Consider the following 14,749-nt stretch of genomic DNA (forward strand, 5'->3'; position numbering starts at 1 on the left):
GGGAACCATGGCCAAGATCACGCTTGATAATCTCGCGCATAGCTACCTCTCGCGCCCCGCGTCCGAGGCGGATTTCGCGCTCAAGGAACTCAATCACGTCTGGGGCGATGGCGAGGCTTACGCGCTCTTGGGGGCGTCAGGCTGTGGCAAGTCCACGCTGCTCAACATCATTTCAGGCCTCTTGCGCCCTAGCCAAGGCCGTATCCTCTTCAACGATCAGGACGTCACCGATCAGGCCACCGCCGCGCGCAACATTGCGCAGGTGTTCCAGTTTCCGGTGGTCTATGACACCATGACCGTGCGCGACAATCTCGCGTTTCCGCTGCGCAATCGCGGGGCAGAGGCGTCTTATATCGCCGAGCGGGTTCAAACCATCGCCCGCATGATCGGGATGGAGGCAGAGCTAGGCCGCAAGGCGCGCGGCCTTACAGCAGATGCCAAGCAGAAAATCAGCCTTGGGCGCGGCATGGTGCGCGAAGACGTCAACGCGCTTCTCTTCGATGAACCGCTGACGGTGATCGACCCGCATATGAAATGGGAACTCAGAACGCAGCTCAAGGCGCTGCATCACGAGTTTGGCCATACGATGATCTACGTCACCCACGATCAGACCGAGGCGCTGACCTTTGCCGACAAGGTGGTGGTCATGCATGACGGTCGAGTCGTGCAGATGGGCACCCCACAGGAACTCTTTGAGCGGCCAGAACATACATTCGTGGGCTATTTCATCGGCTCGCCGGGCATGAACCTGCTCGACGCGCAGGTGATGGGCAACAAGGCCGTGGTGCAGGGCGTCGAAATCCCGCTGGGTGCCGACTATGCCCGCCCCACAGGCCGGGTGCAAATCGGTGTGCGGCCGGAATTCGTGCGTCTGACGGCGGGGCCTGATGGCCTGCCAGTGACCGTGCGGCGGATCGAGGATGTGGGCCGTCACAAGATCGTCCGCTGCGAATTGGCCGGGGTTCAGATCAACGCCATTGCCGCCGAGGGCGCGCTGATTTCACCCGAAATGACGCGCCTCACCTTTGATCCGGCGGCGATCAACGTCTATGCCGATGACTGGCGCGTCACGCCGAAATCTCAGGCGCAGGAGGCCGCGTGATGGAGAAGACCGTCAATCAAAAGGCATGGTTCCTTGTCCTGCCTGTGCTGATCCTCGTGGCGTTCTCTGCCGTGATCCCGCTGATGACCGTGGTCAACTATTCGGTGCAGGATACCTTTGGAAACAACCAGTTCTTCTGGGCGGGGCTGGAGTGGTTCGAAGAAATGCTCGCCTCGGAACGCATGTGGGACGCGCTGCAACGGCAGGCGATCTTTTCCGCGATCATCCTTGCCATCGAGGTGCCGCTGGGCATTCTGGTGGCGCTCAATATGCCCAAGCGCGGCATCTGGGTGTCGGTCTGCCTTGTGCTCATGTCCTTGCCGCTCTTGATCCCGTGGAACGTGGTGGGCACCATTTGGCAAATCTTTGGCCGGGTCGATATCGGCCTCTTGGGGCATACGCTGGCGGCGCTGGGGGTGGACTATAACTATACTCAGGATGCGGTGGATGCTTGGGTGACGCTGATCGTGATGGATGTCTGGCACTGGACATCGCTGGTCGCCCTTCTGGCCTATGCCGGGCTGCAATCTATCCCCGACGCCTATTATCAGGCCGCCAAGATTGATCAGGCCAGCCGCTGGGCCGTGTTCCGCTATATCGAATTGCCCAAGATGACGGGGGTGCTGATGATCGCCATCCTCCTGCGCTTCATGGACAGTTTCATGATCTATACCGAGCCTTTCGTGGTCACGGGCGGCGGTCCGGGCAATGCCACGACGTTCCTCTCCATCGACCTCGTGAAAATGGCGCTCGGGCAGTTCGACCTCGGCCCAGCCGCCGCCTTTTCGATCATGTATTTCCTCGTGATCCTGCTGATTTCATGGGTGTTTTACACCGTCATGGTCAATCTCGACAAACGGGAGGGCAAGTGATGGCCGATCTGACCGCGACCCGCAGCACCACACGTGGCCTTGCCCTGCCGCGCGTCAACGTGGTGATGGTGCTTTACCTCGTGTTCCTGCTCTTGCCGATCTATTGGCTCGTGAACATGAGCTTCAAGACCAACGACGAGATCCTTGGCACCTTCTCGCTCTGGCCGCAGAGCCCGACGCTGGCGAATTATGCCACCATCCTCACCGATGCCAGCTGGTATATGGGCTATGTCAATTCGCTGATCTATGTGGTGATGAACACGGTTCTGTCGATTGCCGTGGCCCTGCCTGCCGCCTATGCGTTCTCGCGCTATAGTTTCTTGGGCGACAAACATCTCTTCTTCTGGCTTTTGACCAATCGGATGGCTCCGCCTGCGGTCTTTGCGCTGCCGTTCTTTCAGCTTTATTCAAGCGTGGGGTTGTTTGACACGCATATCGCCGTGGCGCTGGCGCATTGCCTCTTCAACGTGCCGCTGGCCGTGTGGATTCTAGAGGGGTTCATGCGCGGCGTCCCCAAAGAGATCGACGAGACCGCCTATATCGACGGCTATTCCTTTGGGCGGTTTTTCGTCAAGATTTTCATGCCGTTGATTGCATCGGGCGTTGGGGTGGCCGCGTTCTTCTGCTTCATGTTCTCATGGGTGGAATTGCTCTTGTCCCGCACGCTGACCAGCGTCGATGCCAAGCCCATCGCCGCCACCATGACGCGCACGGTGTCGGCAAGCGGTCTCGATTGGGGCGTGCTCGCGGCGGCAGGGGTGCTCACCATCGTGCCGGGCGCGCTCGTGATCTATTTCGTGCGGAACTACATCGCCAAGGGCTTCGCCCTAGGCCGCGTCTGAGGGAGGACTAAACATGGACTGGATGGCTTGGACACTCCCCACCGCGATCTTCTTCGGGGTCATCGCGGCGCTGCTCATCACCTTCACGGTGCTGGCGATCAAATTCCCCGAAACCCCGCGTGTTGGCATCCTCAGGATCGAGACGACGCGCGGCGATCGTCTTTTCATCACGCTTCTCGGCTCGGCCTTTCTCAACCTGGCCTGGCTCGGAATTGTCGGCGCGAACCAGCCTTATGCGCTGATCCTCTGCCTGATCTATGCCGCGGCGGTGTTTCGCTGGGTTTAGACCGGGATCAATCACCAACAAAGTTCACCTAGGGAGGGAAACCATGAACTTTCGAATGAAAACAACCACCGCGCTGGTGTCGCTGGGCCTGATGGCCTCGCCTGCCTTCGCCGATATGGAGGCGGCAAAGGCGTTTCTTGATGCGGAAATCGGCGATCTGTCGTCGCTTACCCGCGCCGAGCAAGAGGCGGAAATGCAGTGGTTCATCGACGCCGCTCAGCCCTTTTCCGGCATGGAAATCAAGGTTGTGTCGGAAACCATCGACACGCATAGCTACGAATCCAAGGTGCTGGCACCCGCCTTTACCGCCATCACCGGCATCAAGGTCACGCATGACCTCATCGGCGAAGGCGATGTGGTCGAAAAACTGCAAACCCAGATGCAGTCGGGCGAGAATATCTATGACGGCTATGTCAACGACAGTGACCTTATCGGCACCCATTGGCGGTATCAGCAGGTGCGCAACCTGACCGACTGGATGGCAGGCGAGGGCGCGGATGTGACCAGCCCGACGCTCGATATCGACGATTTCGTGGGCCTGTCGTTCACCACCGGCCCCGATGGCAAGGTCTATCAACTGCCAACCCAGCAATTCGCTAACCTTTACTGGTTCCGCTACGATTGGTTCAACGACGACAAGAACAAGGCCGATTTCAAAGAGAAATACGGCTATGATCTGGGCGTTCCGGTCAATTGGTCGGCCTATGAGGATATCGCCGAATTCTTTACCGGCCGTGACCTCAGCCATTTGGGCGTCGAGGGCGAAGTCTTTGGCAACATGGACTATGGCAAGAAAGACCCCAGCCTTGGCTGGCGCTATACCGACGCGTGGATGTCCATGGCCGGGATGGGCGACAAGGGTGAACCCAACGGCCTGCCGGTCGATGAATGGGGCATCCGTGTGAATGAAAATTCGCAGCCTGTGGGGTCCTGTGTCGCGCGTGGCGGTGCCACCAACAGTCCTGCGGCGGTCTATGCCGTCACCAAGGCGATTGAGTGGCTTCAGAAATACTCGCCCCCTGCCGCCGCTGGCATGACCTTCTCTGAGGCGGGCCCAATCCCCGCGCAGGGCAACGTTGCGCAACAGATGTTCTGGTACACCGCCTTTACCGCAGCCTCGGTGAAACCCGACCTGCCGGTGATGAACGAAGACGGCACGCCGAAATGGCGCATGGCCCCCAGCCCACATGGCGTTTATTGGGAAGAGGGCATGAAAGTGGGCTATCAGGATGCCGGTAGCTGGACCCTGATGCAATCCACCCCCGTCGACCGTGCCAAAGCGGCGTGGCTCTATGCGCAGTTCGTGACCTCGAAAACCGTGGATGTGAAAAAGGCCCACACCGGCCTCACCTTCATCCGCGAGTCGACGATCCAGCACGACAGCTTTACCGAGCGCGCCGACAAGCTGGGCGGCCTTGTGGAATTCTACCGCTCACCCGCGCGCGTTCAGTGGTCGCCCACCGGCACCAACGTGCCCGACTATCCGAAACTGGCACAGCTTTGGTGGCAGAATATCGGCGATGCCATGTCGGGTGCCAAAACCCCGCAAGAGGCGCTTGATGCGCTCTGCGCGGATCAAGAGCGCGTGCTTGAGCGGCTTGAGCGCGCTGGCATCCAAGGCGACATCGGCCCGAAACTCAACGAGGAAATGGACCCCGAGCATTGGCTGAGCCAGCCCGGTGCCCCCAAGGCCAAACTTGAGAACGAAGACGAAGAGCCGGTCACCATCGCCTATGACGAGTTGATCAAGTCCTGGCAGTAAGTGAAATGCATCGGGGCGCGTGCCGCGCGCCCCGGACCTTTCCGTCATCCTCGGGTCAAGCCTGAGGATGACGGGGTAGGGCGATCCTAGGGTCAAGCCCGAGGATGACCACTCAAACCTACGGACCCACTCTCATGACCCATATCCTCGCTATCGACCAAGGCACCACGTCGAGTCGCGCGATCCTGTTCGATGCGCAGATGCGCATCACGGCCACGGCACAAGAGGAATTCGCCCAGCATTTTCCGCAATCGGGCTGGGTCGAGCATGACGCGAATGATCTGTGGTCGACCACAGCGGGCACCTGCCGCGCGGTGATCGAAAAGGCCGGGCTGACCGGGGCCGACATCGCCGCCATCGGCATCACCAATCAACGCGAGACAACGGTGGTCTGGGATCGCCACACCGGGCAGGCCATTCACCGCGCGATTGTCTGGCAAGACCGGCGCACAGCAGAGTATTGCGCCGAATTGCGCGCCGCAGGCAACGAACCGATGGTGGCCGGGCGCACCGGGCTTTTGCTTGATCCTTATTTTTCCGGAACAAAACTGCGCTGGATTCTCGATCATGTCGAGGGCGCGCGCGCCCGCGCCCAAGCGGGCGATCTGCTTTTTGGTACCGTCGATAGCTATCTTATCTGGAAACTCACCGGCGGTCGCGTGCACGCAACCGACGCCACAAATGCCGCGCGCACCCTGCTTTACGATATCCGCAAAGGGCGCTGGAGCGCAACGATCTGCGATCTCTTGGGCATCCCGATGCAAATGCTGCCTCAGGTGCGCGACAGCGCCGATGACTATGGCCACACCCGCGCCGATCTCTTTGGCCGCGAAATCCCCATTCGCGGTGTGGCGGGCGATCAGCAGGCGGCCACTGTGGGGCAGGCGTGCTTCAAGCCGGGGATGCTCAAATCCACCTATGGCACCGGCTGTTTTGCACTGCTCAACACGGGCGATACGCCGGTTGTCTCGCAAAACCGGCTGCTCACCACCATTGCCTATCAATTGGATGGCAAGCCGACCTATGCGCTCGAAGGCTCGATCTTTGTCGCGGGGGCCGTGGTGCAATGGCTGCGCGACGGGCTCAAGATGATCCGCCACGCCAGTGAAACGCAGCCCCTCGCCGAACAGGCCGACCCCAATCAAACAGTCGTTCTGGTGCCTGCGTTTACCGGGCTTGGCGCGCCCTATTGGCGGCCTGACTGTCGGGGGGCGATCTTTGGGCTTACCCGCAGCACCGGGCCTGCGGAACTGGCCCGTGCGGCGCTGGAAAGCGTGGGGTTCCAGACCCGCGATCTCTTGCGGGCGATGCGCGATGATTGGGCCGGGCACGGGGCCGATGCGGTATTGCGGGTGGATGGCGGAATGAGCGCGTCTGACTGGGCCATGCAGTTCCTGTCAGACATTATCGACGCGCCTGTGGATCGTCCGCAAGTGCTGGAAACCACCGCGCTTGGGGCGGCTTGGCTGGCGGGGATGCAGATCGGTCTATACCCCGATCAGGCCGGATTTGCCGATACTTGGGCATTGGAACAGCAGTTTCTGCCAAAGATGTCGACCGAGCTGCGCACCGCCAAGGTTGAGGGTTGGACACGCGCGGTTTCGGCCACACTCGCCTTTTAGTTGTTCTAACCTTCTGCTCAGGTTACAGTCTTTCACGAGAGATTTTACTCTCGTGACACGTCTCATATTGTGATCAAGGCCGCCAAAGACTAGGTTCTCGACAAAGGAATGTATTTCCTGTTTCCCAAGGAGTTGCCATGACCGCCCCGGTCAGCGTCATTGTCCCGGCCAGAAACGAGGCGCAAACCATTGCCCGCGTCGTGTCGGTGCTTGCGGATATGCCGGATGTGGGCGAGGTCGTGGTGGTCGACAACGGCTCGACCGATGCGACGGCAGAATTGGCGCGCGGGGCGGGTGCGACAGTTATCTCAGAGACACAAACCGGCATGGGCCACGCGGTGCGCGCAGGTGTCTCCGCCGCCCGCCATGACTGGGTGATGAAGGTCGATGCCGATCTCGACAGGTTCGACACTGATCTGTTTGCTCAGATGCCCGCTGCCCGCGGCCCCGGTGTGGGCTTGATCAAGGGGGCGTGGCACGACCCCGCCGATAACATGCCGATGACCCGCCTTTTGGTGCGGCCGGCCCTGCATCAGATGTTTCCGGGCTTGTCGCATCTGCGCGCACCCAATTCCGGGCTCTATGTCTTTGATCGGTCTCTGATCGCCTACAACGGTCTCGCGACTGATTACGCGGTCGATCTTGATATCATGCTGCGGGTGCATGCGGCGGGGTATGACGTGGCCGAGGTGGATATTGGCCGCATCGTCCACGACACCCGTGATGTCACGCATTACAATGGCATGGCTGAACAGATCTTTGCCTTTTTCCTCAGCCGTCAGCCCCGGATGCTGACCCGCGAGATGGTTGTTCTGGCGCAGGACGGTGCGCAGGTGATCCATCACGCGCTGGGGACCATTGGCCACCGGCTTGCAGCAGGGGTGCGCGTCACGGTCTATCTTGAGGATATGAACGCTCTTGGGTCGCGCGTGCTGCACGAACTGCTTGGGGCCTATCCCACCGTCCGGGTGCTGCCGCTTGACGACAGGTCTGCATTCTCTGCCCATGCCAATGCCACCGGGCTGTGTGTGCTGGCCCCCTATCCCCGCGCAGGCGGGGGATCGGCCCTGTCAGAGGCGGTTGCTCTGTTTGAGGCGAACCATGATCACCTGCCCGGCGCTGTCTGGTTGATGCCAGTCCATGACGCCGGACGCGAGATCACTGGCTTTGCACCCGATATGCTGCCTGAGGTGGCGGATGGGCTGGCGCTCAAGCAAGCCGCGCTTGGTGCGTTGGGGGTCTCTATTCCGCCGCTTGCCGGTCTCGCCCGCGAACTTTTTCAGAGCTATGCCTCCCTGCCTGATGCCCTGCGTCCCGCCTATGGGTCGCTTGCCGGGCACCGTCACCCTTCGGTCGGGAATTTCTGACAGCCGATCTTGCCTGCCGAAAAAGTGCAAAACGCCCCGTGACAATCGGGGCGTTTGCCTTTGAGCCCGTCCTCAGACCCCTTTGAAGTTTACCGCGCCCTCATGTTCCAGCGCGCGCTCCTGCGCCTGCTTGCGCATCGTGTCATCCTCGCGACGGCGGCGGCGCAGGCGGCCATACTGGCCGATGCCCACCGCCAAAAGGATGATTGCGCCGCCGGGGATCAGCCCCGGTCCGGGGTCTTCGCCCAGCATCACCATCGCGATCAGAATTGCCGCCAGCGGCGAAAATGACGTGGCCAATGACACATCACCCGAGCGCGCATATTTAAGCCCGAACGCCCAGGCGAATTGCCCGCCCATGATCACCACCACCGCATAGATCCAAACCCATTGCCAGACCACCGGATCAAACACATCCTGAAAATGGTTCGGACCAAACAGGTATAGGGCCACAAAGAAATAGACCGTCGTGCCCACCGCCGTGCGGTAGATCGCGAAAATCCCCATAGGAATGTCGCGCAGACCTGTGCGGGCAATCAAAGTCGAGGCAATATAGGACAGCGTCGCCAAAAGCGCGCCAATCTCGCCCTTGCCAAGGTTGAGCGATGTGCCCTCACTGTTCATCAGGATCATCACCGCCGCCCCGCAAAGCGCCACCAGACCGGCAACAAAGGCCCAAGGCTCGAACTCCTCGCGCAAGACCAGCCAGGCCGCCAGCAAAAAAAGTGGCGGTTCGATCCGGCCCATCAACACAACATTCGTGACCGTGGTATGCTCCAGCGCGTAAAAGAACAGCCCCGGTGTCAAAGCGGAAGAAAAGAACGCCGAAAGCGTCAGGATCGCCCAGTTTTTCCGTGTCAGCGCGCGCAGGTTCTCAAAAGTCCAGTCGCGCCAGAACATGAAAACCATCGGCACCATCGACATGAGCGAGCCGACAAACAGCAGGTTGCAATAGGTGATGACATTGCGCCCCATCACGAGGTTCTGTGATCCGATATCGGCCAACAGCGAGACGAGGGAATTTGACGAAGCATAGATCAACACCGCCACCCAAGCGAGCGTGGCACCCATCATGACCTTGGAGGCATCGGGAACAATCTGTGTGCTGGCGTTAGTCATGGCGCGCTCCTGAACCGTGATACCGAAACCTGACTTTACCTTGCGCCCTAACCGTGATTGGTGCAATCCACGCCCGCGCACAGATGGTCACGTTCCTCTGATGGCCGCGAAATATTGTTTCAACGACGGCGCGCGGGTCACGCTTGCGTGGGAAACGGTGAAAATTCTCGTGATTTCTGTTGTAAATCACGGCGCGGGAGGCAAGTTTGCGCACCATCGGGCCATGTGCCCCCCTGATCCCCAAGGGACATTTCCATGACCGCCCCCTCTGATACGCCTACCTCCGGCTTTGTCACCATCTTTGACGACACCTATGATCAGCCCGATTGTCGGGCCTATTTCCGCATGATGGACCGGCTGGGCTATCGCAACCAACATCACGCGGTTGCGGGGTTTCGGGCCGGCCTGGCGGAAATGATGCGCCTGCGTGGTCTTGAGCAGGCAAGGATCGTTGATTTCGCCAGCAGCTATGGCATCGTTTCCGCACTCATGGCCCATGAGCTGAGCCTCGAACAGGTGTTTGCCCGCTACCGTCAGCCGGTGTTCGACAGCGCGTCTTCCGCAGAGGTGATTGATTTGGATCGCGGCTGGCTGTCGGGGCTGCGCCGCCCTGCGCCCGCATTGCATGTCACCGGCATTGACGTGATGCCCAACGCGGTTGCCTATGGGCGCGCGGTTGGCCTCTTTCAATCCGGCTTTGTCGAGGATCTGGAACGTGCAGAACCATCCGAGGGGCTTGGCCGGGAACTGGCGCGCTGTGACATGATCGTTGAATGCGGCTCTGTTGCCCAGCTTATGCCCCGCGCGCTCGACCGGATGCTGGCGGCTTGCGGCCCGGTCAAGCCTTGGGTCATGACGTCGCCCATCCGGGGCAACGAGCGGCCCGAGGCAACAGAGGTGCTGCGCGCCCACGGTCTTGTGGTTGAACGTCTGCCGATCCCGGCCTTTATCCACCGCCGATTTGAAAGCCCCGAGGAACAGGCCCGTGCCATCGCCAATGCGCAGGCCGCAGGGCATGACACCGAAGGCGTGGAAACCACCGGTCACTTCCACGCGCAGATCCTTCTGGCGCGTCCCGAGGCAGAATGTACCGACCCCGCCGACTGGTCGATGCCCCTAGACGTGCCGCCCATGGCGGATGGCGCGGCCCCTGCCGATCTTTGAGGTGCAGGCCTCTATCGACAGAGTTGAGGGTTTTCGATATGTCTTGTAAGACTTAACGAAAATTTGGCATACCCGCATCATGACACAGCCAGAGCCACCCAGCCTTCGGATTCGTATCGTCTTTGGTGACGAGGCAATGCTGGGCCCCGGCAAGGCCGATCTGTTAGAGCGTATTCGCGATACAGGCTCCATCGCCGCTGCCGGGCGCAGCATGTCCATGAGCTATAAACGCGCTTGGATGTTGGTGGAGTCCATGAATGCAGCCTTTCGCGAACCGCTTGTAGACTCGAGCCGAGGGGGCGCCAAGGGCGGCGGTGCCCATCTGACCGACACAGGCATCGAAGTGTTGGCCCAGTATCGCAAACTTGAGGATATCATGGCCGAGGCCGGGGCCGCACGGATTGCTGCGATCCAATCCTTGCTTAGGGATATTCCCGGTGGAAAATAACGCTTGCCTCTGATCCCCCGCCTTGCGATATGTTTTTGGAACCATATCAGCGCAGGGAAACAGGGATGATCCGGCCAAAACCTCCAATCACGTTAGCCGCTTGCCTGCTTGCCCTTGCGCCCATCCTCGCAACCACCGCCCGCGCCGACACCGTCACTGTCTTTGCCGCCGCCAGCCTGACCACTGCCTTGGCCGAGATCGAGGCAGGGTTCGAGGCGGCCAGCGATCATGACCTTGTGACAGCGCTCGCGGGCTCCTCATCCCTCGCCCGTCAGATCCAGCAGGGCGCGCCTGCGGATATTTTCATCTCCGCCAGTGCCGACTGGATGGACCAGATCGAAGTGGACGGGCTGATCGAGCCGGGCGCGCGCTTTGACCTCTTGGGCAACCGCCTTGTGCTGGTGTCCCATGGGGATGCCGCACCGCGCAACATCGGCCCAGACCTTGATCTGGCCGCCCTCTTGGGCGAGGGGCGGCTGGCCATGGCGCTGGTCGATTCCGTGCCTGCAGGCATCTATGGCAAGGCCGCGCTGCAAAACTTGGGCCTCTGGCAGGGCATCGCACCGCAGGTGGCCCAAGCCGACAATGTGCGTGCCGCCCTTGCCTTTGTCGCCACCGGCGAGGCCCCCTATGGCATCGTCTACGCAACAGACGCCACCGCCGAGGATCGTGTCACCATCGTCGGCACCTTCCCCGAGGACAGCCACCCCCCTATCGTCTATCCGGTCGCCGATCTTGCCAACCGCGACACGCCCGCTGAAAACGCCTTTCTCGCCTATCTGCAAGGCCCCGAGGCGCGCGCCGCCTTTGAGCGGCAGGGGTTTACCGTCCTTGCGCGCTGACCCATGACAGACTGGCTTGGCCCCGAAGAATGGAAGGCGGTGTCCCTGTCCCTTCGCGTGTCCTTCTGGGCCACTCTGGCCAGCCTGCCCTTGGGAATTCTCACGGCCTATGCGCTGGCACGCTGGTCCTTTCCGGGCAAGCAGATCGTCAACGGGCTGGTGCATCTGCCGCTGATCCTGCCGCCGGTTGTCACGGGCTACCTGCTCCTGCTGGTGCTGGGCACGCGCGGGCCGGTGGGCTCTGTGCTGGCGGATTGGGGCCTTGTCTTTGCCTTTCGCTGGACGGGGGCGGCGGTGGCGGCAGCGATCATGGCATTCCCCCTGATGGTGCGGGCGATCCGCCTCTCGATCGAGGCGGTGGATCCCAAACTGGAAGAGGCCAGCGCCACGCTGGGGGCTGCGCCCCTATGGGTCTTTTTCACCGTAACCCTGCCCATGGCCCTTCCGGGCATCGTTGCAGGCACGATTTTGGCCTTTGCCAAGGCGATGGGTGAATTTGGGGCCACGATCACCTTTGTTTCGAATATTCCGGGGGAAACACGCACCATCCCCTCGGCGATCTACGCCTTTCTGCAGGTGCCGGGCGGTGAAGGGTCGGCCATGAAACTGGTCATCGTTTCGGTGGTGGTGGCCATGGGCGCGCTCTTGCTCTCCGAGGGGATCGGGCGTCGTGTCGCGGCACGGGTCGGGGGGCGCTGATGCTGGATGTTGCGCTGCGCCATAGCCTTGGGGCCTTCACGTTGGATGCACAGTTTCGGGCACCACCGGGTGTCACCGTGCTTTTTGGCCGCTCCGGCTCTGGCAAGACCACCATCGTCAACGCTGTGGCGGGGCTGCTCATGCCCGATCAGGGCCGGATCGTATCTGGCGACCGGGTGCTGCTCGATACGGCCGCCGGGGTCCGCCTGAAACCGCACCGCCGCCGTTTGGGCTATATCTTTCAGGAAGGGCGGCTGTTCCCTCATCTCACCGTGCGCCAGAACCTCGGCTATGGCGCATGGTTCGCCCCCAAGGGGGCTGCGCGCGCCGATCTGGCGCAGGTCGTCGATCTTTTGGGCCTTGGCGCGCTACTGGATCGGCGGCCCGGTGCCCTTTCAGGTGGAGAGAAGCAGCGCGTTGCCATTGGCCGCGCGCTTTTGTCCGCGCCGCAGCTCATCCTTGCCGATGAGCCGTTGGCCGCCCTTGATGAGGCCCGCAAAGCCGAGATCCTGCCCTATTTCGAGCGTTTGCGCGACGCGGCGGGCGTGCCCATCCTCTATGTCAGCCATTCCGCCTCGGAGGTGGCGCGTCTGGCAACAACCGTTGTTGCGCTTGAGGCCGGGCGTGTGATTGCACAGGGCCCCGCCGCCGAAGTGCTGAGCAATCCCGCCGTGTTGCCCACCGGTGCCCGCGATGCCGGAGCCGTGCTCAGCGCGCGGGTCATCGCCCATCACGACGACGGGCTGTCCGAGCTTTCGGCGGGGGGTATCCCCCTTTTTCTACCGCGCGTCGCAGCCAACCCCGGTGCCAGCCTGCGCATCCGCATCGCCGCCCATGACGTGATCCTGTCGCATACCCGGCCCGAGGGGCTTTCGGCGCTGAATATCCTGCCCGGCCTCATCCACGAAATCCGCCCCGGTGGTGGGCCCGGTGCCATCGTGGCGATTGATACCGCCGCTGGCCGGATTCTATCGCGCGTCACGCGCCGTTCGGCAACGGCAATGGGTCTTGCAGTGGGCCAAGACGTGCATGCCGTGGTCAAGGCCGTTGCGGTCGCCGCAACAGACATTGGCGCAGGCTAAAAAGCCCACATTCTACTCGGTCGCGCGATCCGGGGGAAAGATCATCGACAGCGGCCCGACACGCGGGGCCTCGTCGCCAAATGCGATTTCCCCTTCGATATGGCGCAGGTGATGATCCACCATGTCCTGAGCGCGCGCCTCATCCCGGTCTATGATGCTCTGGACAATGCGCGCATGCTCGTCATCCGAACAAAGGCTCGCGGTTTTGGAGCCATACAGCCCGATGATCAGCGAGGTGCGCATGGTCAGTTCCGCAAGGTAATGCTCCAAGACCGAATTGCGCCCGATCCGCGCCAACAGCATGTGAAACGCCCGTGAGGCGCGAATCGCCTTGGGACGGTCATTGTGCTGTCGAATCTCATCCTCGGTCGCCAAATGCGCGCGCAGTCGCTCGATATCCGCCTCGTCAGCACGGCGGACGACATTGCGGATGATCGTGGCCTCAATGGCGCGCCGGGCCTGAAACACGTCCCGCGCCTCGTCCTCAGAGGGGGTAGAGACAAACGCCCCCCGGTTGGGGATCAGGTCAACCACCTGATAGGCCGCAAGCGTCGCAAGCGCGCGGCGTACATGCGCGCGATTACAGGAAAAAAGGTCGCTCAGCGCCTGTTCGCCCAGCTTGGTCCCAGCCCGAAGCCGCTGGTCCGAGATGGCATCCAGCACATGCTCAACCAGCACGTTTTCCGGCGTTTCGGACATTCTGAGGCTCCCGGCTGCGTTTCTCGGAAAATGGCATTTTTGAGGATCAGAATCGACTATAAAAATTGTCTGTTTAAATTGTTAACAATTTATGTTACTAAAGTGAGGACTCAAGTGGAGGAGCCCATGAAAATTTTTGTCATCAACCCCAACTCGACCACGAGCATGACCGACAAGATCGCGGCCTCCGCGCGGGCGGTCACGGCACCGGGCGTTGTGATCGAGGCGCGCTCGGGCATAGGTGCCCCCGCCAGCATCGAGGGCCATTATGACGAGGCGATGGCAGTGCCGCGCCTGCTTGATCAGGTCCGCGAGGCCGAGGCGCAAAAGGCCGATGCAATCGTGGTTGCCTGTTTCGACGACCCCGGCATCGGCGCGTGCCGCGAGATTGCCACCGGCCCGGTGATCGGCATCTGCGAGGCGGCGGTCAAGGCGGCCAGCATGGTGGCCACCTCCTTCAGCGTGGTCACGACCCTCCCGCGCTCGGTCCCTATTATCGAGGAAATGGTACGCCGCTACGGGCTTGATCACCAATGCCGCCGCGTGCGCTCGGCGGCGATCCCGGTGCTGGCGCTGGAAGAACCCGGATCAAACGCTCGCCTTCTGGTGCGCGCCGAAATCCTCAGGGCGATCGAGGAGGATCGTTGCGAGGCCGTGGTTCTAGGCTGTGCCGGCATGGCGGATCTTGCCGCATGGCTGACCGAAGAAACCGGAATTCCCGTGATCGACGGTGTGACCGTCGCCACCAAATTCGCCGAAGCCTTGGTTGGGGCCGGTATCAAGACCAGCAAGATCGGCGCCTACGCGCCACCAAACCCGAAATAATGCATCTCAGGGAGGAGA

15 protein-coding genes are annotated in these 14,749 nt (G+C 61.4%); 13 read left to right on the plus strand and 2 right to left on the minus strand.

Translation table 11 applies throughout. From position 1 onward, the window contains the following. The first annotated feature begins 7 nt into the window (after positions 1-7). The 7 genes from ROSMUCSMR3_RS13380 to ROSMUCSMR3_RS13410 all read left to right on the plus strand — a co-directional run bounded on the left by ROSMUCSMR3_RS13380 (position 8) and on the right by ROSMUCSMR3_RS13410 (position 7,853). Complete coding sequence (locus tag ROSMUCSMR3_RS13380) at positions 8-1,102, plus strand: ABC transporter ATP-binding protein (RefSeq protein WP_081507615.1); 1,095 nt, start codon at positions 8-10, stop codon at positions 1,100-1,102. Continuing rightward, positions 1,102-1,974, plus strand: coding sequence for a carbohydrate ABC transporter permease (locus tag ROSMUCSMR3_RS13385; protein WP_008279276.1), 873 nt, complete (start codon positions 1,102-1,104; stop codon positions 1,972-1,974). Before ROSMUCSMR3_RS13380 ends, ROSMUCSMR3_RS13385 begins: the two co-directional genes overlap by 1 nt. Then, a complete protein-coding gene (locus ROSMUCSMR3_RS13390) occupies positions 1,974-2,816 on the plus strand; it encodes a carbohydrate ABC transporter permease (RefSeq protein ID WP_008279275.1) in 843 nt (280 codons plus the stop codon). The genes ROSMUCSMR3_RS13385 and ROSMUCSMR3_RS13390 overlap by 1 nt, the downstream gene beginning before the upstream one ends. 13 nt (positions 2,817-2,829) lie before the next feature. Further along, positions 2,830-3,102, plus strand: a complete 273-nt coding sequence (locus ROSMUCSMR3_RS13395) for a DUF2160 domain-containing protein (protein ID WP_008279274.1) — start codon at positions 2,830-2,832, stop codon at positions 3,100-3,102. Between the two features lie 43 nt (positions 3,103-3,145). Beyond that, entirely contained in the window at positions 3,146-4,864 is a 1,719-nt protein-coding gene (locus ROSMUCSMR3_RS13400; protein ID WP_198133554.1) for an ABC transporter substrate-binding protein, read from the plus strand. 134 nt (positions 4,865-4,998) lie between these two features. Then, a complete protein-coding gene (glpK, locus tag ROSMUCSMR3_RS13405; RefSeq protein WP_081507616.1) occupies positions 4,999-6,486 on the plus strand; it encodes a glycerol kinase GlpK in 1,488 nt (495 codons plus the stop codon). 137 nt (positions 6,487-6,623) lie between these two features. Continuing rightward, entirely contained in the window at positions 6,624-7,853 is a 1,230-nt protein-coding gene (locus ROSMUCSMR3_RS13410; RefSeq protein WP_081507617.1) for a glycosyltransferase, read from the plus strand. Positions 7,854-7,925: 72 nt separating this feature from the next. Here the strand turns inward: ROSMUCSMR3_RS13410 and ROSMUCSMR3_RS13415 are convergent, their stop codons facing one another. After that, entirely contained in the window at positions 7,926-8,972 is a 1,047-nt protein-coding gene (locus ROSMUCSMR3_RS13415; protein WP_081507618.1) for a DMT family transporter, read from the minus strand. Positions 8,973-9,227: 255 nt separating this feature from the next. Here ROSMUCSMR3_RS13415 and ROSMUCSMR3_RS13420 point away from each other — a divergent pair, with 255 nt between their 5' ends. From ROSMUCSMR3_RS13420 to modC, 5 genes are all read left to right on the plus strand, one after another. Beyond that, the gene (locus ROSMUCSMR3_RS13420) at positions 9,228-10,136 is read left to right on the plus strand and encodes a hypothetical protein (protein WP_081507619.1); all 909 of its coding nucleotides are present in this window, start codon (positions 9,228-9,230) and stop codon (positions 10,134-10,136) included. Positions 10,137-10,215: 79 nt separating this feature from the next. Further along, positions 10,216-10,584, plus strand: coding sequence for a winged helix-turn-helix domain-containing protein (locus ROSMUCSMR3_RS13425; RefSeq protein WP_037296936.1), 369 nt, complete (start codon positions 10,216-10,218; stop codon positions 10,582-10,584). 65 nt (positions 10,585-10,649) lie between these two features. Then, positions 10,650-11,426, plus strand: coding sequence for a molybdate ABC transporter substrate-binding protein (modA, locus tag ROSMUCSMR3_RS13430; RefSeq protein WP_081507620.1), 777 nt, complete (start codon positions 10,650-10,652; stop codon positions 11,424-11,426). Positions 11,427-11,429: 3 nt separating this feature from the next. Next, positions 11,430-12,125 (plus strand): molybdate ABC transporter permease subunit, encoded by a 696-nt coding sequence (gene modB, locus ROSMUCSMR3_RS13435; protein WP_081507621.1) that lies wholly within the window; start codon positions 11,430-11,432, stop codon positions 12,123-12,125. Continuing rightward, the gene (gene modC / locus ROSMUCSMR3_RS13440; RefSeq protein WP_081507622.1) at positions 12,125-13,207 is read left to right on the plus strand and encodes a molybdenum ABC transporter ATP-binding protein; all 1,083 of its coding nucleotides are present in this window, start codon (positions 12,125-12,127) and stop codon (positions 13,205-13,207) included. Before modB ends, modC begins: the two co-directional genes overlap by 1 nt. Positions 13,208-13,219: 12 nt before the next feature. Here modC and ROSMUCSMR3_RS13445 read toward each other — a convergent pair whose 3' ends face one another. After that, positions 13,220-13,906 (minus strand): GntR family transcriptional regulator, encoded by a 687-nt coding sequence (locus ROSMUCSMR3_RS13445; RefSeq protein ID WP_081507623.1) that lies wholly within the window; start codon positions 13,904-13,906, stop codon positions 13,220-13,222. Between the two features lie 126 nt (positions 13,907-14,032). On the opposite strand from ROSMUCSMR3_RS13445, the gene ROSMUCSMR3_RS13450 reads away from it, so the two are divergent. Further along, complete coding sequence (locus tag ROSMUCSMR3_RS13450; RefSeq protein WP_008279263.1) at positions 14,033-14,731, plus strand: aspartate/glutamate racemase family protein; 699 nt, start codon at positions 14,033-14,035, stop codon at positions 14,729-14,731. The last annotated feature ends 18 nt before the right edge of the window (positions 14,732-14,749 follow it).

Origin of the sequence: Roseovarius mucosus (assembly GCF_002080415.1) — a bacterium.
Lineage (GTDB): Bacteria > Pseudomonadota > Alphaproteobacteria > Rhodobacterales > Rhodobacteraceae > Roseovarius > Roseovarius mucosus_A.

Coding starts and splice junctions, on each gene's coding strand:
- ROSMUCSMR3_RS13420 (WP_081507619.1), top strand. CDS start 9,228: ATGACCGCCCCCTCTGATACGCCTACCTCCGGCTTTGTCACCATCTTT.
- ROSMUCSMR3_RS13395 (WP_008279274.1), top strand. CDS start 2,830: ATGGACTGGATGGCTTGGACACTCCCCACCGCGATCTTCTTCGGGGTC.
- modA (WP_081507620.1), top strand. CDS start 10,650: ATGATCCGGCCAAAACCTCCAATCACGTTAGCCGCTTGCCTGCTTGCC.
- ROSMUCSMR3_RS13445 (WP_081507623.1), bottom strand. CDS start 13,906: ATGTCCGAAACGCCGGAAAACGTGCTGGTTGAGCATGTGCTGGATGCC.
- ROSMUCSMR3_RS13450 (WP_008279263.1), top strand. CDS start 14,033: ATGAAAATTTTTGTCATCAACCCCAACTCGACCACGAGCATGACCGAC.
- modC (WP_081507622.1), top strand. CDS start 12,125: ATGCTGGATGTTGCGCTGCGCCATAGCCTTGGGGCCTTCACGTTGGAT.
- ROSMUCSMR3_RS13385 (WP_008279276.1), top strand. CDS start 1,102: ATGGAGAAGACCGTCAATCAAAAGGCATGGTTCCTTGTCCTGCCTGTG.
- ROSMUCSMR3_RS13415 (WP_081507618.1), bottom strand. CDS start 8,972: ATGACTAACGCCAGCACACAGATTGTTCCCGATGCCTCCAAGGTCATG.
- ROSMUCSMR3_RS13410 (WP_081507617.1), top strand. CDS start 6,624: ATGACCGCCCCGGTCAGCGTCATTGTCCCGGCCAGAAACGAGGCGCAA.
- modB (WP_081507621.1), top strand. CDS start 11,430: ATGACAGACTGGCTTGGCCCCGAAGAATGGAAGGCGGTGTCCCTGTCC.
- ROSMUCSMR3_RS13390 (WP_008279275.1), top strand. CDS start 1,974: ATGGCCGATCTGACCGCGACCCGCAGCACCACACGTGGCCTTGCCCTG.
- glpK (WP_081507616.1), top strand. CDS start 4,999: ATGACCCATATCCTCGCTATCGACCAAGGCACCACGTCGAGTCGCGCG.
- ROSMUCSMR3_RS13425 (WP_037296936.1), top strand. CDS start 10,216: ATGACACAGCCAGAGCCACCCAGCCTTCGGATTCGTATCGTCTTTGGT.
- ROSMUCSMR3_RS13380 (WP_081507615.1), top strand. CDS start 8: ATGGCCAAGATCACGCTTGATAATCTCGCGCATAGCTACCTCTCGCGC.
- ROSMUCSMR3_RS13400 (WP_198133554.1), top strand. CDS start 3,146: ATGAACTTTCGAATGAAAACAACCACCGCGCTGGTGTCGCTGGGCCTG.